The organism is Leclercia sp. W17 (assembly GCF_003336325.1).
Classification (GTDB): domain Bacteria; phylum Pseudomonadota; class Gammaproteobacteria; order Enterobacterales; family Enterobacteriaceae; genus Enterobacter.
On sequence record NZ_CP031101.1, the window covers coordinates 836,293 to 856,781 of the forward strand.

23 protein-coding genes and 1 tRNA gene are annotated in these 20,489 nt (G+C 53.5%); 14 read left to right on the forward strand and 10 right to left on the reverse strand.

The genetic code is table 11. The features are described from left to right. Window positions 1-38: 38 nt before the first annotated feature. Window positions 39-782, forward strand: a complete 744-nt coding sequence (locus DVA44_RS04195) for an SDR family oxidoreductase (RefSeq protein ID WP_114385801.1) — start codon at window positions 39-41, stop codon at window positions 780-782. Between the two features lie 78 nt (window positions 783-860). Here the strand turns inward: DVA44_RS04195 and DVA44_RS04200 are convergent, their stop codons facing one another. Next, window positions 861-2,294, reverse strand: a complete 1,434-nt coding sequence (locus DVA44_RS04200) for a 6-phospho-beta-glucosidase (RefSeq protein ID WP_114385802.1) — start codon at window positions 2,292-2,294, stop codon at window positions 861-863. A 114-nt stretch (window positions 2,295-2,408) separates the two neighbouring features. Next, on the reverse strand, window positions 2,409-3,140 hold the full coding sequence (locus DVA44_RS04205) for a MurR/RpiR family transcriptional regulator (RefSeq protein ID WP_114385803.1): 732 nt from the start codon (window positions 3,138-3,140) through the stop codon (window positions 2,409-2,411). A 52-nt stretch (window positions 3,141-3,192) separates the two neighbouring features. Here DVA44_RS04205 and yqfB point away from each other — a divergent pair, with 52 nt between their 5' ends. Together yqfB and DVA44_RS04215 are read left to right on the forward strand one after the other, a co-directional pair. Beyond that, a complete protein-coding gene (gene yqfB, locus DVA44_RS04210; protein WP_114316856.1) occupies window positions 3,193-3,504 on the forward strand; it encodes a N(4)-acetylcytidine aminohydrolase in 312 nt (103 codons plus the stop codon). Between the two features lie 165 nt (window positions 3,505-3,669). Continuing rightward, window positions 3,670-4,329, forward strand: coding sequence for a hemolysin III family protein (locus tag DVA44_RS04215; protein WP_114316857.1), 660 nt, complete (start codon window positions 3,670-3,672; stop codon window positions 4,327-4,329). 85 nt (window positions 4,330-4,414) lie between these two features. Here the strand turns inward: DVA44_RS04215 and ygfZ are convergent, their stop codons facing one another. Continuing rightward, a complete protein-coding gene (gene ygfZ, locus DVA44_RS04225; protein WP_114385804.1) occupies window positions 4,415-5,395 on the reverse strand; it encodes a tRNA-modifying protein YgfZ in 981 nt (326 codons plus the stop codon). Window positions 5,396-5,697: 302 nt separating this feature from the next. On the opposite strand from ygfZ, the gene sdhE reads away from it, so the two are divergent. Continuing rightward, entirely contained in the window at window positions 5,698-5,964 is a 267-nt protein-coding gene (gene sdhE / locus DVA44_RS04230) for an FAD assembly factor SdhE (protein ID WP_103176875.1), read from the forward strand. Next, window positions 5,945-6,358, forward strand: coding sequence for a protein YgfX (locus DVA44_RS04235; RefSeq protein WP_103822769.1), 414 nt, complete (start codon window positions 5,945-5,947; stop codon window positions 6,356-6,358). The genes sdhE and DVA44_RS04235 overlap by 20 nt, the downstream gene beginning before the upstream one ends. Window positions 6,359-6,362: 4 nt before the next feature. Here DVA44_RS04235 and fldB read toward each other — a convergent pair whose 3' ends face one another. After that, on the reverse strand, window positions 6,363-6,884 hold the full coding sequence (gene fldB, locus DVA44_RS04240; RefSeq protein ID WP_103176873.1) for a flavodoxin FldB: 522 nt from the start codon (window positions 6,882-6,884) through the stop codon (window positions 6,363-6,365). Between the two features lie 70 nt (window positions 6,885-6,954). Here fldB and xerD point away from each other — a divergent pair, with 70 nt between their 5' ends. From xerD to lysS, 5 genes are all read left to right on the forward strand, one after another. Then, a complete protein-coding gene (xerD, locus tag DVA44_RS04245) occupies window positions 6,955-7,881 on the forward strand; it encodes a site-specific tyrosine recombinase XerD (protein WP_255584722.1) in 927 nt (308 codons plus the stop codon). 21 nt (window positions 7,882-7,902) lie between these two features. Further along, window positions 7,903-8,616, forward strand: coding sequence for a bifunctional protein-disulfide isomerase/oxidoreductase DsbC (gene dsbC, locus DVA44_RS04250; RefSeq protein ID WP_114316859.1), 714 nt, complete (start codon window positions 7,903-7,905; stop codon window positions 8,614-8,616). Window positions 8,617-8,621: 5 nt separating this feature from the next. Further along, window positions 8,622-10,355, forward strand: a complete 1,734-nt coding sequence (recJ, locus tag DVA44_RS04255; protein ID WP_114385805.1) for a single-stranded-DNA-specific exonuclease RecJ — start codon at window positions 8,622-8,624, stop codon at window positions 10,353-10,355. A gap of 90 nt (window positions 10,356-10,445) precedes the next feature. Beyond that, a protein-coding gene (gene prfB, locus DVA44_RS04260) for a peptide chain release factor 2 (protein ID WP_103176869.1) occupies window positions 10,446-11,544 on the forward strand; the annotation gives its coding sequence in 2 pieces (ribosomal slippage) (window positions 10,446-10,520 and window positions 10,522-11,544; 1,098 coding nt in all). A 9-nt stretch (window positions 11,545-11,553) separates the two neighbouring features. After that, window positions 11,554-13,071 carry a lysine--tRNA ligase gene (gene lysS / locus DVA44_RS04265; RefSeq protein ID WP_103822764.1) on the forward strand — a complete coding sequence of 506 codons (1,518 nt, stop codon included), beginning with the start codon at window positions 11,554-11,556 and terminating at the stop codon, window positions 13,069-13,071. Between the two features lie 46 nt (window positions 13,072-13,117). On the opposite strand, the gene idi is transcribed toward lysS, so the two are convergent. Next, on the reverse strand, window positions 13,118-13,669 hold the full coding sequence (gene idi, locus DVA44_RS04270; RefSeq protein ID WP_114385806.1) for an isopentenyl-diphosphate Delta-isomerase: 552 nt from the start codon (window positions 13,667-13,669) through the stop codon (window positions 13,118-13,120). Between the two features lie 184 nt (window positions 13,670-13,853). Between idi and actS the strand changes: the two genes are divergently transcribed. Further along, on the forward strand, window positions 13,854-14,588 hold the full coding sequence (gene actS, locus DVA44_RS04275; protein ID WP_103822762.1) for an amidase activator ActS: 735 nt from the start codon (window positions 13,854-13,856) through the stop codon (window positions 14,586-14,588). 80 nt (window positions 14,589-14,668) lie between these two features. Next, window positions 14,669-14,742, forward strand: a tRNA-Gly gene (locus tag DVA44_RS04280). A gap of 755 nt (window positions 14,743-15,497) precedes the next feature. Here the strand turns inward: DVA44_RS04280 and DVA44_RS04285 are convergent. From DVA44_RS04285 to DVA44_RS04300, 4 genes are all read right to left on the reverse strand, one after another. Beyond that, entirely contained in the window at window positions 15,498-15,797 is a 300-nt protein-coding gene (locus DVA44_RS04285; RefSeq protein WP_062773082.1) for a hypothetical protein, read from the reverse strand. A 95-nt stretch (window positions 15,798-15,892) separates the two neighbouring features. Beyond that, a complete protein-coding gene (locus tag DVA44_RS04290; protein ID WP_168194451.1) occupies window positions 15,893-16,165 on the reverse strand; it encodes a hypothetical protein in 273 nt (90 codons plus the stop codon). Further along, complete coding sequence (locus tag DVA44_RS04295; RefSeq protein WP_233623685.1) at window positions 16,162-16,380, reverse strand: hypothetical protein; 219 nt, start codon at window positions 16,378-16,380, stop codon at window positions 16,162-16,164. Before DVA44_RS04295 ends, DVA44_RS04290 begins: the two co-directional genes overlap by 4 nt. 5 nt (window positions 16,381-16,385) lie before the next feature. Next, on the reverse strand, window positions 16,386-16,964 hold the full coding sequence (locus DVA44_RS04300; RefSeq protein WP_114385808.1) for a tyrosine-type recombinase/integrase: 579 nt from the start codon (window positions 16,962-16,964) through the stop codon (window positions 16,386-16,388). Between the two features lie 1,730 nt (window positions 16,965-18,694). Here DVA44_RS04300 and DVA44_RS04315 point away from each other — a divergent pair. Then, the gene (locus tag DVA44_RS04315; RefSeq protein ID WP_045330367.1) at window positions 18,695-18,886 is read left to right on the forward strand and encodes a hypothetical protein; all 192 of its coding nucleotides are present in this window, start codon (window positions 18,695-18,697) and stop codon (window positions 18,884-18,886) included. A gap of 82 nt (window positions 18,887-18,968) precedes the next feature. Here the strand turns inward: DVA44_RS04315 and DVA44_RS04320 are convergent. Next, window positions 18,969-20,089 (reverse strand): IS3-like element ISSen4 family transposase gene (locus DVA44_RS04320; RefSeq protein ID WP_087451024.1). Its coding sequence is split into 2 segments (ribosomal slippage): window positions 18,969-19,831 and window positions 19,831-20,089, totalling 1,122 coding nucleotides; the frame shifts between segments, so codons are not numbered across the junction. Window positions 20,090-20,210: 121 nt separating this feature from the next. Between DVA44_RS04320 and DVA44_RS04325 the strand changes: the two genes are divergently transcribed. Continuing rightward, on the forward strand, window positions 20,211-20,489 hold the full coding sequence (locus DVA44_RS04325) for a phage baseplate protein (RefSeq protein ID WP_371413860.1): 279 nt from the start codon (window positions 20,211-20,213) through the stop codon (window positions 20,487-20,489).

The following is a 20,489-nucleotide window of genomic DNA, read 5'->3' on the forward strand; positions in this document are numbered from 1 at the left end:
TCAGCGCCACCCGGCTTTTTTTTATCCGGAGGTTGTAGATGGCAATCGCATTAGTCACCGGCGCCAGCCGTGGGATTGGCAAAGCGACGGCGCTTGAACTGGCGCGTGTGGGTTATAACGTGGCGGTGAATTATCACCACAACATCAGCGCCGCCACCGACGTGATCAATCAGATTATAGAAGAGGGCGGCAGAGCCTTTGCCCTGCGCGCGGATATCAGCGACGAAGCGCAGGTCATGGCGATGTTTGACAGCCTCGATCGCGAAGGGGAGCCCCTCGCCGCGCTGGTCAACAACGCCGGGATTCTCTTCGAGCAGAGCACCATTGAGAACCTCTCCGCCGAGCGGATTAACCGCGTGCTGGCCACCAACGTGACCGGGTATTTCCTCTGCTGCCGCGAAGCGGTGAAACGCATGTCGCTGAAACATGGCGGTAAAGGCGGAGCGATCGTGAATGTCTCTTCAGCAGCCTCACGACTCGGCGCACCAGGGGAGTATGTGGATTACGCGGCATCGAAAGGGGCGGTGGACTCCCTGACGACCGGGCTGTCGCTGGAAGTGGCGGCCCAGGGCATCCGGGTGAACTGCGTGCGTCCGGGGCTGATTTACACCGACATTCATGCCTCCGGCGGTGAACCGGGGCGGGTGGATCGGGTGAAGTCGATGCTGCCGATGCAGCGCGGCGGCCAGCCGGAAGAGGTGGCGCAGGCGATTGTCTGGCTGCTGAGCGAGAAAGCCTCGTACGTGACGGGCAGTTTTATTGAGTTAGCGGGCGGGAGGTAACGCCCGGTGGCGCTACGCTTACCGGGCCTACGATCGCTGTAGGCCGGTGCAAGCGCAGCGCCGCCCGGCAATGCCGGATTAAAGCGTCTCGCCGTTGCTGGCGATCACTTTTTTGTACCACTCAAAGCTCTTCTTGCGTGACCGGGACATGTCGCCGGTGCCGTCGTCGTGCTTGTTCACATAGATAAAGCCGTAACGTTTGCTGTACTGACCGGTGGTGAACGACACGCAGTCGATGCAGCCCCACGGGGTGTAGCCCATCAGATCCACACCATCGTAAGTGACCGCTTTCATCATCTCTTCCACGTGCGCGCGCAGGTAGTCGATGCGGTAGTCATCATTGATGCTGCCGTCCTCTTCCACTTTGTCGTACGCGCCAAAGCCGTTTTCCACGATAAACAGCGGTTTCTGATAGCGCTCATAGAGTTCGCACAGGGAGTAACGCAGGCCCACCGGGTCAATCTGCCAGCCCCAGTCGGACGCTTTCACGTGCGGGTTCGGCACGCTGCCTTCAAAGCCGGAGATCGCATCGCCGGTGCCGCCTTCCGCTTTCACCGCGTTGGTCATGTAGTAGCTGAAGCCCAGATAATCACAGGTGCCTTCGCGCAGGATCTGCTCGTCGCCCGCTTCCATATTGATGGTGAAACCACGGCGCTCCCACTCATTCAGCACGTAGGACGGGTAGTAACCCCGCAGCTGCACGTCGGTAAAGACATAGCGTTCACGCATCGATTCCTGGGCAAACATCACATCTTCTGGTTTGCAGGAGAACGGATAGAGCGCCACCATCGCCAGCATACAGCCGACTTTCATCTCCGGGTTGATGCGTCGGGCAGCTTTCACCGCCAGGGCGCTGGCCACGAACTGGTGATGCAGCACCTGGTACATGGTCTCTTCCGGGTTTTGATGATCGGTATAGACCACGCCGGAGCAGCAGTAGCCGAACAGCGGCGCGCGCCAGTTACGCTGGTTGTTGATTTCGTTGAAGGTCATCCAGTATTTGACCTTGCTCTTGTAGCGCTCAAAGACCACTTCAGCGAAGTTGACGAAGAAATCGACCACCTTACGGTTGGTCCAGCCGCCGTACTCCTGCACCAGGTGCAGCGGCATTTCGAAGTGGGAGAGGGTGATGACCGGCTCGATGTTGTATTTCAGCAGCTCATCGAACATATCATCGTAGAACTTCAGCCCCTCTTCGTTGGGCTGGGTTTCGTCACCTTTCGGAAAGATACGGGTCCAGGCGATGGAGGTGCGGAAGCATTTGAAGCCCATCTCGGCAAACAGCTTGATGTCTTCTTTATAGTGGCCGTGGAAGTCGATGGCCTCGTGGTTAGGGTAGTATTTGCCCTCAACCACCTCCTGGGTGATTTCACGCGGTACGCCGTGCGCGCCGCCGGTCAGCACGTCACAAATACTCGGGCCTTTGCCGCCTTTGTTCCAGCCGCCTTCAACCTGATGCGCCGCAACCGCGCCGCCCCATAAAAAGTCTTTTGGTAAGGTGAGTTTTTTCATCTTTGCTAATCTCATTTATTGCTATTGTTTTTGAGTCTAACAAAGGGGAATAAAATGTCACGATATAACAATTCGTGAGAGTTGTAATATGTCACACCGAAAAAACAGGGTGTTTTATTCCGTTAATTTATTCGCCAGTTTGCGCCCCAGCGATTCAAGAATATAAATCACCGGAATCTGCGTGGTAATATCGTAGACGCCACCAATGCGGGTTTGCGGCACGTGCCAGGAGAGATTGAAGTCCGCCAGCTTCGCCAGTCGCGAATGTTCGTGGCTGGTAATGGAGAGTACCTTGCAGTGATGCAGGCTGAACTGGCTGGCGAAGCGCAGGATCTCTTCGGTTTCGCCCGAGACTGAGAGCACAATCGCCAGCGCGTTTTTCGCCATATCGTTGGTGACCGGGAAATAAGGGTCGTCGATATGGTTGCTGAATTTTCCAATATTGGAAAAGAACCGTGCGCCATATTTTGCCAGCGAACCTGAGGTGCCAGCGCCGACAAATATAATACGTTCCGAGGATAATATAATATCCACGGCGTTATTTAATAGCGCGTCAAATTCGTCGTTGTTTACGCTTTTGAAAAAACTGATAATCTCACTGGCACCAAAATTAGCCTGCTGCGGTTCGTTTTGCTCAAGATATAATTTAAACCGCACGCGGAACTCCGAATAGCCATCGCAGTTTAACTTGCGGCAAAAGCGCAGCACGGTGGTGGTGGAGACCCCCGCCGCATCCGCCAGTTCGCGAATGGTCATGTACATTACCCGATCGCGGTTTTTAATGACGGTGTTGTAGACCATCATCTCCAGGTTGTTGAGGCTGGCAATGGCGGAATGGGAGAACATGCTCACTGGGGCTAAACTCACTCATCAGACTTCATCTTCAGGGAATAATAACATGCAGCCAAACGACATTACTTTTTTTCAGCGCTTTCAGGATGACATTCTGGCCGGACGTAAGACCATTACTCTCCGCGATGAAAGCGAATCACATTTCAAAGCGGGCGATGTGCTGCGGGTGGGGCGTTATGAAGATGACGGCTACTTCTGCACCATTGAGGTTACAGGCACGTCGACGGTCACGCTCGATACGCTGAGTGAAAAACATGCTCAACAGGAGAACATGTCCCTGGACGAACTGAAGCGGGTAATTACAGACATTTACCCGGACCAGCATCAGTTTTATGTCATTGAATTTAAATGCCTTTGAGTTTTTGTGTGAACGGTCGTTAGCCGAAATAACTTCTCAACCTTATGATTGTAATAAATAAATTTTAAACTGATATTTATTTTAGCGAACAGGTGTTCACTGGAATCATTCTCAGTTAGCATAGACAGCGAGACATTATTCACTTTTGTTTTCCCGGAGTTATCTATGGTTAGCAAACCATTAACCACACAGGGATATTCGCTGGCTGAGGAGATAGCCAACAGCATTAGCCACGGTATTGGCCTGGTGTTTGGCATCGTTGGGCTGGTGTTGCTGCTGGTGCAGGCCATCGACACTAACGCCAGCACGCTGGCGATCACCAGTTACAGCCTCTACGGCGGGAGTATGATCCTGCTGTTTTTGGCCTCCACCTTGTACCACGCCATTCCCCATCAGCGGGCCAAGATCTGGCTGAAGAAATTTGACCACTGCGCCATCTATCTGCTGATTGCCGGAACCTATACGCCGTTTTTGCTGGTGGGGCTGGATTCACCCCTGGCGCGCGGGTTGATGATTGTTATCTGGAGCCTGGCGCTGCTGGGGATCCTGTTTAAGCTGACCATCGCGCACCGCTTTAAGGTGCTGTCACTGGTGACCTATCTGACCATGGGCTGGCTGTCGCTGATTGTGATCTATCAGCTGGCGGTAAAACTGGCGGCGGGCGGCGTGACATTGCTGGCGGTGGGCGGAATTGTCTATTCGCTGGGGGTCATTTTTTACGTCTGCAAGCGCATCCCCTATAACCACGCTATCTGGCACGGGTTTGTACTGGGCGGCAGCGTGTGCCATTTCCTGGCGATTTATCTGTACGTCGGGCAGGTCTAATAAAAATTGCCGGGTGGCGGCTTCGCCTTACCCGGCCTACGGGTTTTGTAGGCCCGGTAAGCGCAGCGCCACCGGGCAACAGCTATTACTCTTCCAGCGAATACGGCAGCGGCTCGATGCTTAACGTATTCACATCCTCACGCACACGGAACACGCTGTCTGGCTCCATATCATTATTCATCACGGCCTGAACCAGCAGGCGGCCATCGTCAAGCTGAACGGCAGCCAACACGGTGCCGGTACGACGCCAGTTGTCACCCATTTTTAGCTCCAGATCTTCACCAGCTTCAGGTACGCGGCTGGCTTTACCCGCCAGATACCACAGCGCGCGTTTGTTGGCGCCGCGGAACTTCGCACGTGCCACCATCTCCTGACCGGTATAGCAGCCTTTTTTAAAGCTTATACCACCCAGCGCCTGCAGGTTGGTCGCCTGCGGAATAAACTGCCCGCTGTTGGCCGCCTCGATAACCGGGATGCCCGCTTCAATGTCCAGCGACAGCCACTGCTGGCTGTTATTTAACTGCGCTTCGCCACGCAGGGCCTGGGTCACGCGCTCGGCGGTAGCGACATCGGTTACCAGTAAGAAACGCTCTGCCGGATGTTCAAACCACAGCAGCGAAGTAGCCTCGTCGTTAGTGACCTGTTTTTCTGCATCAGGCAGTTCACTGAACAGGTTTTTCAGCGCGGCGCGCGCCTGGAAGCCCGCCACACCCAGCAGCACCTGCTCGTCATCGGCCGCGATGGTCACTTTCGAGAATACTGCATACTTTTTCAGCTCGGTGAGCTGGGCGTCGCGCAGGCTACGACGTTCGATCAGGGCAAAACCATCCTGACGACGGAAGAGGCGCAGGTTGCTCCACATCTTGCCTTTCGGATCGCAGTGCGCGGCCAGCAGATGCTGGTGTTCGGTCAGCTGACTGACATCCGCGGTCACCTGGCCCTGCAGGTACTTTTCGCTGTCCACGCCGACGAGGGTTGCCAGCGCCCAGTCATCAAGGGTCATAAGCGTCAGCGGCAGACGCGCAGAGGCGACAGGCTGGCGCGGAGAAAAGGGTGTAAATGCCATATTGATGTCCTGAATTGCTTAACGCTTTGATAATGCCTAATGGTAAAAGAGACTGTAGCCATTGCAAGCGGTTTCAACAGGCTATTCGTGCCCTTAGCCTAATCTGCGTAACGCTACGCAAAACAGCTGAACACGCTTATTTATTGTGTTTTTTTGTGGAAGCCTGCTCCTGGAACGTAATATTCCAGTAATGAAACAGCAAAAACACGTTACACTAAGAGCCGTTTCTTCCCGGTTGAGCACGTTTCTCTGCCGATACGAACGGAACACTGCCTGAACTCAACGTTATGCAGGAATCAGACATGGACATTAATAACAAAGCCCGCATTCACTGGGCATGCCGTCGCGGCATGCGCGAACTCGATATCTCCATCATGCCGTTCTTCGAATATGAATATGACAGCCTGAGCGATGAGGATAAGCATCTCTTCGTCCGCCTGCTGGAGAACGACGATCCCGATTTATTTAACTGGTTGATGAATCACGGCAAACCTGCCGACGCCGAGCTGCAACGGATGGTGCTTTTAATTCAGACACGGAATCAGGAACGTGGTCCTGTGGCAATCTGATCTACGCGTCTCATGGCGCGCCCAGTGGATGTCGCTTCTGCTCCACGGCCTGGTCGCGGCTGTTATTCTTTTGATGCCGTGGCCGCTGAGCTACACCCCATTATGGCTGATGCTACTGTCGCTGGTGGTGTTTGATAGCGTACGCAGTCAGCGGCGCATTAACGCCCGTCAGGGTGAAATCAAACTGTTTATGGATTCCCGTCTGCACTGGCAAGACAGCGAGTGGGAAATTGTCGGCACGCCGTGGATGCTGAAATCCGGCATGATGCTCCGCTTACGCAAAGGCGCGGGTCAGCGCTGCCATCATTTATGGCTGGCGGCAGACAGTATGGATGAAGCGGAGTGGCGGGATCTGCGTCGGATGATGTCGCACCAGCCGACGCAGGGGCGGTAGTGGTTTAGCTGAACTGCTCCGCCATTTCGCCAAGGATTTGCTCGCACCAGCTCTGCAGGCGCTCTTCACTGAGGTCATACTGGTTGGTTTCATCCAGGGCCAGCCCGACAAACAGTTCTCCGTCGGCGATAATCGGTTTCTTGCTGGTAAACTCATAGCCTTCTGTCGGCCAGTAACCAATGAACGTCACCCCTTTCGGTGCCAGCTTGTCATGCAGCATCCCCAGCGCGTCGAGGAACCACTCGCCGTAGCCCAGCTGATCGCCCATACCGTAAAGCGCGATAATTTTGCCTTCAAGCGCCAGGGAGTCGAGCTGATCCCAGATGGCTTCCCAGTCTTCCTGCAGTTCACCGAAATCCCAGGTCGGGATGCCGAGGATCAGCACGTCGTACTGCTCCATCATCGAGGGGGCATCATCTTTGAGATTGTGCAGGGTGACCAGTTCCGGGCCGATAATGTCGCGAATTTTCTCTGCGGCCATCTCGGTGTAGCAGGTGCTGGAACCATAAAACAGACCAATATTCATCGCTAAAATGTCTCAATACTTGCTATGACTTTGCGAGTAGTGTACCAGAAACAAGACCCATTCAGGCATAATGCCCCATTGCAGAACGAAAGAGGCGGACGTGGAAAAGGATCTCTCACTCATCGAACAGTTTCTCGATGCGCTCTGGCTGGAGAAGAATCTTGCCGAGAACACCCTCAGCGCCTACCGACGCGATCTGGCGATGCTGGTGGCATGGTTACACCATCATGATCTCTCTCTGACCACGGCCCAAAGCGACAATCTGCAGGCGCTGCTTGCCGAGCGGATGGAAGGGGGATATAAAGCCACCAGTTCCGCGCGGCTGCTGAGCGCCATGCGGCGTCTGTTTCAGCACCTTTACCGCGAGAAGATACGCCCTGATGATCCCAGTGCGGCACTGGCGTCGCCAAAATTGCCCCAGCGTCTGCCAAAAGATCTCAGCGAAGCACAAGTTGAGAGATTATTACAGTCGCCAGTGGTTGACCAACCGCTGGAGTTACGCGATAAAGCGATGCTCGAAGTGCTTTATGCCACAGGGTTGCGCGTGTCTGAACTGGTCGGGCTGACGATGAGCGATATCAGTCTGCGCCAGGGCGTGGTACGGGTGATCGGCAAAGGCAATAAAGAGCGTCTGGTGCCGCTGGGCGAAGAGGCGGTTTACTGGCTGGAGAACTATCTTCAGCATGGCCGCCCATGGTTGCTGAACGGTGTCTCCATTGACGTGCTGTTTCCCAGCCAGCGCGCGCAGCAAATGACACGTCAAACCTTCTGGCATCGCATCAAACATTACGCCACACTGGCGGGTATCGACAGTGAAAAACTTTCGCCGCACGTTCTGCGTCACGCGTTTGCGACCCATCTTCTGAACCACGGCGCCGATCTGCGCGTGGTCCAGATGCTGCTTGGGCACAGTGACCTGTCAACGACGCAAATCTACACGCATGTCGCGACGGAACGCCTGCGGCAGCTACACCAACAGCATCACCCACGTGCGTGATGACTTGTAACAGGAACCAATATGAAAAAGTCTTTAGTGCTGTTCTCTCTGCTGGCAGCGTCATTATCCGGTCTGGCGCATGCTGACGATGCGGCCATTAAACAGTCTCTGGCGAAGCTCGGTGTCACCAGTAGCGAAATTCAGCCTGCGCCCGTTGCGGGCATGAAAACGGTACTGACCAACAGCGGCGTGCTGTATGTGACCGAAGACGGTAAGCACTTTATCCAGGGGCCGCTGTACGACGTGAGCGGCGCGCAGCCGGTTAACGTTACCAACCAGATGCTGATGAAAAACCTGAACGCGCTGGAAAAAGAGATGATCGTCTACAAAGCGGCGCAGGAAAAACATGTCATTACCGTCTTTACCGACATCACCTGCGGCTACTGCCACAAGCTGCATGAAGAGATGAAAGACTACAACGCGCTGGGGATCACCGTGCGCTATCTCGCCTTCCCGCGTGCGGGCGTGCAGAGCCAGCCTGAGCAGGACATGAAGGCCATCTGGTGTGCGAAAGATCGCAACAAAGCCTTTGATGATGCCATGAGCGGTAAAGGCGTTCAGCCTGCCTCCTGCGACATCGACATTGCCAATCACTACGCGCTGGGCGTGCAGTTTGGTGTGACCGGTACGCCTGCGATCGTGCTGAGCAACGGCTACGTGGTGCCGGGCTACCAGGGGCCGAAAGAGATGAAAACCTTCCTTGATGCGCACCAGAAACAGTTTGGTGGTAAATAATTCGCGTGAAATCTTCGACACAACTTCGTCGTCGTGAGGTGGACGAGAGCGCCGCGTTACCCGCGACGCTCCCTCCGCTGTTGCGTCGGCTCTATGCCAGCCGTGGTGTGCGAAATGCAGATGACCTTGAACGCAGCGTCAAGGGCATGCTCTCCTGGCAGCAGCTTAGCGGCGTCGAACGCGCCACCGAGCTGCTGTACAACGCCCTGCGGGAGGGGACGCGCATCATTGTGGTGGGGGATTTTGACGCCGATGGCGCCACCAGTACCGCGCTGAGCGTGCTCAGCCTGCGGGCGATGGGGTGCGACAACGTCTCATATCTGGTGCCGAACCGCTTCGAGGATGGCTATGGCCTGAGTCCGGAAGTGGTGGATCAGGCTCACGCCCGCGGCGCGCAGATGATCCTGACGGTGGACAACGGGATCTCCTCCCATGCCGGGGTTGAGCGCGCGCATGAATTTGGCATCCCGGTGTTGGTCACCGATCACCACCTGCCTGGCGATACCTTACCGGCGGCAGAAGCGATCGTTAACCCCAACCTGCGCGACTGCGACTTCCCGTCGAAATCGCTGGCGGGAGTGGGGGTGGCCTTCTATCTGATGCTGGCGCTGCGTACACGGCTGCGTGATGAAGGGTGGTTTGACGCTAAAGGTATTGCGCCGACTAATCTGGCGGAATTCCTCGATCTGGTGGCGCTGGGCACCGTGGCGGACGTGGTGCCGCTGGATGCCAATAACCGTATTCTCACCTGGCAGGGCTTAAACCGTATTCGGGCGGGAAAATGCCGTCCGGGTATCAAGGCGCTGCTGGAGATCTCCAACCGGGACCCGCTGCGGCTGGCGGCCAGCGATCTCGGTTTTGCCCTCGGCCCACGTCTCAACGCTGCCGGACGTCTGGACGATATGTCGGTGGGGGTGGCGCTGCTGTTGTGCGACAACATCGGCGAGGCGCGCGTGCTGGCCAACGAGCTGGACGCGCTGAACCAGACCCGCAAAGAGATCGAGCAGGGGATGCAGGCCGAAGCCCTGATCCTCTGCGAAAAGCTGGAGCGCAGCGGCGACTCGCTGCCCGGCGGGCTGGCGATGTATCACCCCGAGTGGCATCAGGGGGTGGTGGGTATCCTCGCCTCGCGCATTAAAGAGCGTTTTCATCGCCCGGTGATCGCCTTTGCCCCTGCAGGCGACGGCACCCTGAAAGGATCGGGCCGCTCGATACAGGGGCTGCACATGCGCGACGCGCTGGAGCGCCTGCATACGCTGCATCCGGGGTTGATGATCAAATTTGGCGGCCACGCCATGGCGGCAGGACTGTCGCTGGAAGAGGCGAAATTTGACCAGTTTCAGCGCCTGTTCAGCGAGCTGGTGACCGACTGGCTGGATCCGGCTCTGCTCCAGGGCGAAGTGGTCACCGATGGCCCGCTGGCGCCGGCGGATATGACCATGGAGGTGGCGCAGATGCTGCGTGACGCCGGTCCGTGGGGACAGATGTTCCCGGAGCCGCTGTTTGACGGGCGTTTCCGCCTGCTGCAGCAGCGTCTGGTGGGTGAACGGCATCTGAAAGTGATGGTGGAACCGGTTGGCGGCGGCCCGCTGCTGGACGGTATCGCCTTTAACGTGGATACCACAATCTGGCCTGATAACGGCGTACGCGAAGTCGAACTGGCCTATAAACTGGATATTAACGAGTTTCGCGGCAACCGCAGCCTGCAAATCATCATCGACCATATCTGGCCACTTTAGCATCACTATTCCGCTATAAAAAAGGGCGTGAATCCGGTACAATTCCGCCCTTACACCGCATTTTTACTCGTCCATAAAAGAAAACAGACCATGTTTGAAATTAATCCGGTAAAAAACCGCATTCAGGACCTCACCGAGCGCTCCGACGTTCTTAGGGGGTATCTTTGACTACGATGCCAAGAAAGAGCGTCTTGAAGAAGTAAACGCCGAGCTGGAACAGCCGGACGTCTGGAACGAACCTGAACGCGCACAGGCGCTGGGTAAAGAGCGTTCCTCTCTCGAAGCGATCGTAGATACGCTGGATCAAATGGCGCAGGGTCTGGATGATGTTTCCGGGCTGCTGGAGCTGGCCGTTGAGGCCGACGACGAAGAGACCTTCAACGAAGCTGTCGCAGAGCTCGATGGGCTGGAAGAGAAGCTGGCACAGCTGGAATTCCGTCGTATGTTCTCCGGCGAGTACGACAGCGCCGACTGCTACCTTGATATCCAGGCCGGTTCCGGCGGTACAGAAGCGCAGGACTGGGCCAGCATGCTGACTCGTATGTATCTGCGTTGGGCTGAAGCCCGCGGCTTCAAGACTGAGATTATCGAAGAGTCTGAAGGCGAAGTGGCAGGCCTGAAATCTGTCACTATCAAGATTATTGGCGATTACGCTTACGGCTGGCTGCGTACCGAAACCGGCGTACACCGTCTGGTGCGTAAGAGCCCGTTCGACTCCGGCGGTCGCCGTCATACCTCGTTCAGCTCCGCGTTTGTCTATCCGGAAGTGGACGAAGATATCGACATCGAAATCAACCCGGCAGATCTGCGTATCGACGTCTACCGCGCATCCGGTGCGGGTGGTCAGCACGTTAACCGTACGGAATCTGCGGTGCGTATTACCCACATCCCTACCGGTCTGGTGACACAGTGCCAGAACGACCGTTCCCAGCATAAAAACAAAGACCAGGCCATGAAGCAGATGAAAGCGAAGCTTTATGAGCTGGAGATGCAAAAGAAAAATGCTGAGAAACAGGCGATGGAAGATAACAAGTCTGATATCGGCTGGGGCAGCCAGATCCGTTCTTACGTCCTTGATGACTCCCGCATCAAAGACCTGCGTACCGGTGTCGAAACCCGTAACACGCAGGCGGTGCTGGATGGCAGCCTGGACCAATTTATCGAAGCAAGTTTGAAAGCAGGGTTATGAGGAACCAACATGTCTGAACAACAAGCACAGGGCGCTGACGCGGTAGCCGATCTTAATAATGAACTGAAAACCCGCCGCGAGAAGCTGGCTGCGCTGCGCGAGCAGGGCGTGCCGTTCCCGAACGATTTTCGTCGCGATCGTACCTCAGACCAACTGCATGCTGACTTCGACGCTAAAGAGAACGAAGAGCTGGAAGCGCTGAACATCGAAGTGGCCGTTGCTGGCCGTATGATGACCCGTCGTATCATGGGTAAAGCCTCCTTTATTACGCTGCAGGACGTTGGCGGTCGCATTCAGCTGTATGTTTCTCGCGACGATCTGCCTGAAGGCATCTACAACGAGCAGTTCAAAAAGTGGGACCTGGGCGATATCCTGGGCGCCAAAGGCAAGCTGTTCAAAACCAAGACCGGCGAGCTCTCTATCCACTGCACCGAGCTGCGTCTGCTGACCAAAGCCCTGCGCCCGCTGCCGGACAAGTTCCACGGCCTGCAGGATCAGGAAGCGCGCTATCGCCAGCGCTACCTGGATCTCATCTCTAACGATGAATCCCGCAATACCTTCAAAATTCGCTCTAAGATCATGGCCGGTATCCGCCAGTTCATGGTTAACCGCGACTTTATGGAAGTGGAAACCCCAATGATGCAGGTGATCCCGGGCGGTGCCTCCGCGCGTCCATTCATCACCCATCACAACGCCCTGGACCTGGACATGTACCTGCGTATCGCGCCGGAACTGTACCTGAAGCGTCTTGTGGTGGGTGGTTTCGATCGCGTATTTGAGATCAACCGTAACTTCCGTAACGAAGGCATCTCCGTGCGTCATAACCCAGAGTTCACCATGATGGAACTCTATATGGCCTACGCGGATTACAAAGATCTGATCGAGCTGACCGAATCCCTGTTCCGCACCCTGGCGCAGGACGTTCTGGGCACCACCGAAGTGCCGTACGGCGAAGAGGTGTTCGACTTCGGTAAGCCGTTCGCTAAGCTGACCATGCGTGAAGCGATCAAGAAATACCGTCCGGAAACCGAGATGGCGGATCTGGATAACTTCGACTCCGCAAAAGCGATCGCTGAGAGCATCGGTATCAAGGTTGAGAAGAGCTGGGGTCTGGGCCGTATCGTGACCGAGATCTTCGAAGAAGTGGCCGAAGCGCACCTGATTCAGCCAACCTTCATCACCGAATACCCGGCTGAAGTTTCTCCGCTGGCACGTCGTAACGATGTGAATCCGGAAATCACTGACCGCTTTGAGTTCTTCATCGGTGGCCGTGAAATCGGCAACGGCTTTAGCGAGCTGAACGATGCAGAAGATCAGGCGCAGCGTTTCCAGGATCAGGTTGATGCGAAAGCGGCGGGTGACGACGAAGCGATGTTCTTCGACGAAGATTACGTAACCGCGCTGGAACACGGCCTGCCGCCAACAGCGGGTCTGGGTATTGGTATCGACCGTATGGTAATGCTGTTCACTAACAGCCACACCATCCGCGACGTGATCCTCTTCCCGGCGATGCGTCCGGTAAAATAAGTCATTGTTGATAAAAAGCCCCGGCGTATAACGCGTCGGGGCTTTTTTATTGCCTGGCGTTTGCCGCGAAGCGAAGCAGGGCGTCTCTCGCTGCCTGGGCTTCCATCACCATCCACGGGCTGAACGCCCAGGGAGTGGCCTCCAGCGCGCCGAGCATTGCCTCCAGCGTTACCCACTGATAATCCATCACTTCGTCGCGGTTGATGATCACGGTGTTAACGGCGAGCGCCGCGAAGACAGGGCAGATCTCATTTTCGACAATCCCGGAAGGATCGGTTTCGCAGTAGCGGAATGCCGGTGCGACCGGGCAGATCCCGGCGATCTCTGCGCCCACTTCATAGCGGCAGCGGCGGATCATGGCCTGCTCCAGAGATTCCCCCTGTTGCGGATGTCCGCAAACGGAGTTGGTCCAGACGCCGGGCCAGGCTTTCTTGCTCATGGCGCGACGCGTAACCAGCGTCTCCCCCCTGGCATTGAATAACCAACATGAAAAGGCCAGATGAAGAGGAGTGTGCGAGGTGTGTGCGGCGTACTTTTCCTGTGTGCCAATAACCGTTCCGTGGTCGTTAACTAAAATGACGTGTTCGTGCGTTCCCATTGTCACTCCCGTGCTGAAATTACCGGGCGATACTGACCTGTTAGCATTCCAGTAAGTTCAGCACGGCCTGGCTGGGCGATTATATCGTAATCGCTGCTAAACGGGTTGTCGCTCAGGGTGCTATTGGCATCCTGATTGAGACTGTTATGATAGCGCTGCCATTCACGTTGACCGAGGTACTGTTTTGTTTGCAGGAAGCCCGACGAAAAACCCTGTTTCTGCTCTGTTTTGCCTGACCCTGGCCCTGTTGCTGGCGGGATGTGCGGGCAGTAAATCATCGGATTCTGGTCCTGTGTATACCGTTAAACGCGGTGATACGCTGTACCGTATATCACGTGCAACCGGCACCAGCGTGAAGGATCTGGCGCGCCTGAACAATATTTCCCCGCCTTACACCATCGAAGTGGGGCAAAAGCTGAAGATTAACGGCAGCAGCACGGCCAGAAAATCCTCCTCAAAAAGCAGCGGTAAAACCGCCGCGGTCACCCCTTCTTACACCGTACCTAAATCCTCCTGGCCGCCTGTCGGGCAGCGCTGCTGGGTCTGGCCGGCCAGCGGCAAAGTGGTGATTCCGTACTCCACTGCGGAAGGGGGAAACAAAGGCATTGATATCGCCGGCACCCGCGGCGCGCCGGTGTATGCCTCCGATGCAGGCAAGGTGGTCTATGTCGGCAATCAGCTGCGGGGTTATGGCAACCTGATCATGATTAAGCACGGCGAGGACTACATCACCGCCTATGCCCATAACGACACGATGCTGGTGAATAATGGGCAAAACGTGAAGTCAGGGCAGAAGATCGCCACCATGGGCAGCACCGGATCCAATACCGTGGCGCTGCATTTCCAGATCCGCTACCGGGCGACGGCTATCGATCCGATCCGCTATTTACCGGCACCAGGTGGTAAACCGAAGTGCTAAGTGATTATTTAATCGCCACTTAGCGAGCCGGTCTCTTGTCAGCAGAGGCGTAAGGTCTATAATGCTTTACGCACCTCAACGCGGGCGTAGTTCAATGGTAGAACGAGAGCTTCCCAAGCTCTATACGAGGGTTCGATTCCCTTCGCCCGCTCCAGAATCTCCCCAGGTGGAACCGTTCGAAAAAACTCCGGTTCTTTCAGCATGTTACGCAGTAGTGCTTACTAACATGCTGAGGCGTTCTACCATAGTTCACTACTTTGAGACTTGTCACGAATGGTTACTCGGTGAGATGAGAGTGTAGCCAATCGTCGGCGGTGGTTTCAAGTTCTTACCGCGATAGCCCAACAATGAACGCAAAGCCTACACCAGGCAGCGACGGATCGCACTTCTCATAACCTTACAGTGAAGCGCATTTTTTGCCGATGCTCCCCCATGCCACACGTCGTGATGACGTTGCAGGGAATAAACAGGTTTATGGTGGTGATGCTCCGGTAGCTACAGATCCGGCTCTGCCAGCGGTTCGGCCTCGCTCCTTCGGGTACATGGTCATCCTGATAAACTTCACTGTCTGACATAACCCTGATGAAGTCGCCTAACGGCTCCGCACGTTGTCTTACCACCAACGGGCATTATGGCTTCTATTCTCTAAAATCTGTGAGTTGGGCATTTTCTGCACCCTGGTTAACCTAAGATTAATCTGAATAAATCAAGGGTGAGTATGGTTACCGGGAACAGACAGATTCAAGAGGAATCACCTGAAGAAGAGTTGGATCGCTTGCTGGACGAGCTTGCACTCACACAGGAACAACGGGAGTTTATCGAATCTATGCGGCAAGAGGACGGGGATAAAACCAACGGGGAGTAATACCCTAAAGAAAAAGGGGCATTGCGCCCCCGTCAAGAAATTGGTTAGGCTTCTTGAGCACATTCGCTTTGATACTGTCGCCAGTACATTTGCGCAAAGTCCATAAACTTCGAGAAATCAGCCTTACTTAGTTCTTTGTTGGCTCGGATAATGTTGCATACAGCAATGTGCTCTTTCGCTGCTTCGTCCTTGTCGGCAATGTCTTTAAAACGTAGCGCTATTGCACTTTTCACCTCAAGGATCGCATCTAACCGTTTCTCAGATAGCCGTGGGTGTTTTTCCTGCAACTCTTCTTGATAGAGTTCAATGTCTTGCTTGATTGAATAAGAATTGTATGTCGCCATTTTATCTCCTCGTTCGTTATGGTTATTTCAAAGCCCGTAGCCACATCATAAGCAAATGAAGCTGGCTTCCTGTCATGGCAGGGATTCGGACGGTTTTACCGTTGCTTACGTTGCACATCGCGAGCGCTAACGTCATAATGCTGCTGTTCGGCATTTCCTTCTCTCCGTTGGGAATGTTGAGTACGGCGGGGGCGGGCTTCTTGGTGGTTGGCTGCCCCTGCCACTTGTTGATCAACTGCTCTTCTAAGGTTTGTTGGTAACAGGTGAAGCTGTATCGTCGTCCCTGCAAATTTCACCACTTGCGTATAAACGCACACCGTAGCACCACACCAGATAAAGCTGGTGATTAGATCTTCTTCCTTTTTCACTCTTCCGAATCCTCTGTATTGAAGGTTTTCGTATAGGGACATTTCCCCTTAGTTATGTAGGTGAACACGTAGATGCTGTTCTGATACGTGCATAGCGTTTTCCCGTTCTCCGTCTGTTCCTCCTCTGGGTTGGTCATCGTAATTTGTCCGGCATTCGCCAGGGCTGGCAATAGCGCCAGCGGCAGCGGTACCAGCACGTAAAGTAAGCGCTTCATGTTGATCACCATTCTAAAGAAAACTCCTCTGTTAAATCGTCCTGCACGTCCTGACCATACCCGATGTAATACATCGTTGACCGTGGATCTGTCTGTCCCAGGAAATGGGCGATAGTTTCAATTGCTACCCCTGCATCGAACATCACGCGCCCACGGCTTTTACGTGGAGTATGACAGCCCACGTTAGAGAATCCCGCTCTCCTTCCCATCTTCCCAAATTCAGCAAACACGGTGTTACGGGTGACGGCCTGGCCTTTGCTACGGAGATCGCCCTTGCTAAAGATGAAATCAGTTTTCACTGGCATAGTGGCTTGTTCTGCCTTGCGTTGTGCCACCACTGACAGCATGGACGCTGTAACTTTTGGCCTCACCACGTTCCCCGTTTTCTCCTGCTTCACCTTGAGGTGAGATTGCCCCTCTACGTCTTCATACTTGAGCTTGAGCACGTCAGAGATACGTAACCCGCTTTCATACATGAACACCCACAAGCAATAGAACAGGTTGGTGGTGGTGTTGCGCTGTAGCTCTGCTGCCACTGCCCTAATTTCGTCAGCACTCTTTAGCGCCTGGCTAATGCCTTTCATCTTTACCCCTCCTCATGTTCGTTTCGTTGAAATCATCATTGATCAGAAATTGATCATTTTCAATAGATTGCACGATACGTTTATTTCAGAAGAGCACAAAATGATCAAAATGTGTGCGCCATTGCGAGAGCAAATGAACGACCTGTTCGAAGGCCACCCAATTCTTCACAGTGTCCCGCTCGAATATCTGTAACTAATTGAAAAAAAACAATAAATGTAATTTCATTAATGGTTCATGAAACGGTGATTCTGTCAAGAGATTTATTTTCGATGGCGGGGTGTTACCCCTGTTTGCACGGTGAGGTGATGGAAAAGTGTTCTGATCTAATTAAATCAATGGGTTGTAGAATACACTTTACGAAAGTGTATCGAATCGTGAGGGATTCGCACTGTAAGTGAGAGCTATTCTCATCTGTGGTGATGTGAATTGAGTTTTTGAGAATGGTTCTCAATAATGGGGGTTTTGGCATGAAAAAAGAATTGTTACATTATAACAAAAAGTCATTAAGCACATTGCACCTATCATGAAAGTGCTCTTAGTGGACAATGATTGCTGTGAGCCGCACGGTGCAAGGCTTTACAAAAATTGAGGTAATGTACATCGATAGTTAGAAAGTGATTTACAGAGCGTGAGAGGTGGATTATTTAGATTGGCTTAATCCTGGATTAAGTAGGGCTTTACTGTCCATTTTGATTGGAATTACTGCGGGTTGTTGCATGGACGATTCGGAGTGAGCAGGGCGACGGTCTACCGTTGGGTGAAGGGCTGAAAGTAACGTTTTGGTACTTTTAAAGTAACGAAACGGCACACTATAAGATTAAATAAGACTACTAATTAATAAGACTATCTTTTAATACTTTTGCTGTTGTCCCTGCTCGGTACTCTCCGGGCAAGTGACCTGTTTCGCCTTTGGTTGGCTCCTCGGTCAGCCCCGTACCGCTCATGGAACAAGCGCAAGCGTACTCTTTACCTTCTGGACTCGTGCAAACTTCGTTTCTGACGAGAGTCAGGCACGAACGATTATTTGCCATCGGCAAGAGATCGCTTTCGCCGTGGGCGAATACCATTGCGCTGTGCGCGGAATTACCATCTGACCAACCAACTACCGTTGATTGTCCATCTGATAAGCTGACTAACTTCAACCATCCATTCATGAACTAACGTTCACCCATGCAAGGTTTCAGTAAGTCAGTGGCTAAGGCTTCACTGTTCGCTGATGGCTCCAGTTCATCCAGCCTCAATCCAATACCAACACCTACTATCCTGATAACTACCGTTATCCCTCTGTAGTTGTGCTATTGGTTTCGGGAGTAAGTGCCAGAGGTGCGCCATACGTCACCAGAACGCACAGGAAGCCCGTAGAGCGATTTTAATAGGGTGGTTGGTGGATTGGTAGCCTGAATGCGTTAGAACGCCGCAGAGAGCGTTACAGACTGTTTTGTGTGTTTATTATGGCTGTCGTCTCTGGTGGCAAGTTCTATCATAAATTTCGATTGACAGCAACCACAGATTTTTGGTGAAAAGCATGTAATGCGCTTGACTTTTTCGAAGTTATTGAAAAATAGCTTGACAACAAGTGTGCTTTTAGTGTATTATTAAAAGTATGGTGATAATCATTATCATCTACCTCATCTAACAACATTCCATACGCATGAATTGCAGCCTCCACCAGGTTTTTTGGTGCGGGGGCTTTTTTGCGTCTGGAGAAAACCAAACAGGAGCAAACAACATGCGTTACTTCAATGTTGACCAAATCTACGCGGATTTGATCACAGGACGAACAACACGAACACTTGTTTACAGTTCACTTGTCCGAGCACGTAAGCGAGAACAGCCAGATAGAGTGGAAATGTTCGAAGAAGCGATCCGACGCTTTGATGAATGGCGAGCAACGCCAAACTTCACCCCAGTGACCAGCTAACCCAGAAGGAGAACAAGAATGATCGAGAAGAAAACCAAACTACCACCGTCCACTGACCTGCCCCCACGATTAGATACAACACTCAGTTAGTAACGTCGGAATCTTCATTCTCAGAATGACCCTTTCTCCAGCCCGCTGCAAATTCAGACGGTGTCTGATAATTCAGCGTGGAGTGCGGGCGGCATTCGTTATAATCCTGCCGCCAGTCATTAATAATTTTCCTGGCATGAACGATATCGCTGAACCAGTGCTCATTCAAACATTCATCGCGAAATCGTCCGTTAAAGCTCTCAATAAATCCGTTCTGCGTTGGCTTGCCCGGCTGGATTAAGCGCAACTCAACACCATGCTCAAAGGCCCATTGATCCAGTGCACGGCAAGTGAACTCCGGCCCCTGGTCAGTTCTTATCGTCGCCGGATAGCCTCGAAACAGTGCAATGCTGTCCAGAATACGCGTGACCTGAACGCCTGAAATCCCAAAGGCAACAGTGACCGTCAGGCATTCCTTTGTGAAATCATCGACGCAGGTAAGACACTTGATCCTGCGACCGGTGGAAAGTGCGTCCATGACGAAATCCATCGACCAGGTCAGATTGGGCGCCGCCGGACGGAGCAGCGGCAGACGTTCTGTTGCCAGCCCTTTACGACGTCTTCTGCGTTTTACGCCCAGGCCACTGAGGTGATAAAGCCGGTACACGCGCTTATGATTAACATGAAGCCCTTCACGGCGCAGCAACTGCCAAATACGACGGTAGCCAAAACGCCTGCGCTCCAGTGCCAGCTCAGTGATGCGCCCTGATAAATGCGCATCAGCAGCCGGACGGTGAGCCTCATAGCGGCAGGTCGACAGGGATAAACCTGTAAGCCTGCAGGCACGACGTTGCGACAGACCGGTCGCATCACACATCAACATCACGGCTTCCCGCTTCTGGTCTGTCGTCAGTACTTTCGCCCAAGAGCCACCTGAAGCGCCTCTTTATCCAGCATGGCTTCGGCAAGCAGCTTCTTGAGTCTGGCGTTCTCTTCCTCAAGCGACTTCAGGCGCTTAACTTCAGGCACCTCCATACCGCCATACTTCTTACGCCAGGTGTAAAACGTGGCATCGGAAATGGCATGCTTGCGGCAGAGTTCACGGGCGGGTACCCCAGCTTCGGCTTCGCGGAGAATACTGATGATCTGTTCGTCGGAAAAACGCTTCTTCATGGGGATGTCCTCATGTGGCTTATGAAGACATTACTAACATCGGGGTGTACTAATCAACGGGGAGCAGGTCACTGGCGTTAATGGTACTCGTATTTCTCAGGCTATCCAGTATCTTGATAAAATCTTTGATAGTCGTCAACCTATTACATTAGTGACAGAGCACAAAGTGTATGAGAATGTCATTCTCTCTGGCATCAGTTACGATTATAAATCTGAATTTGCTATGCAATTCGATCTTGAATTTGAACAAGTCAGGCTTGTTAGCACTGCTACAGTTAATGTAATTGCAACTAAGACGCAGGGGAATAAATCTATTGGTGGTACGGTAAAACAGAAGGTAGTAAACAATGCACCTAAGAAAAGCGAAGGTGATACGGTTACTACGGAATTTAAGAAATAA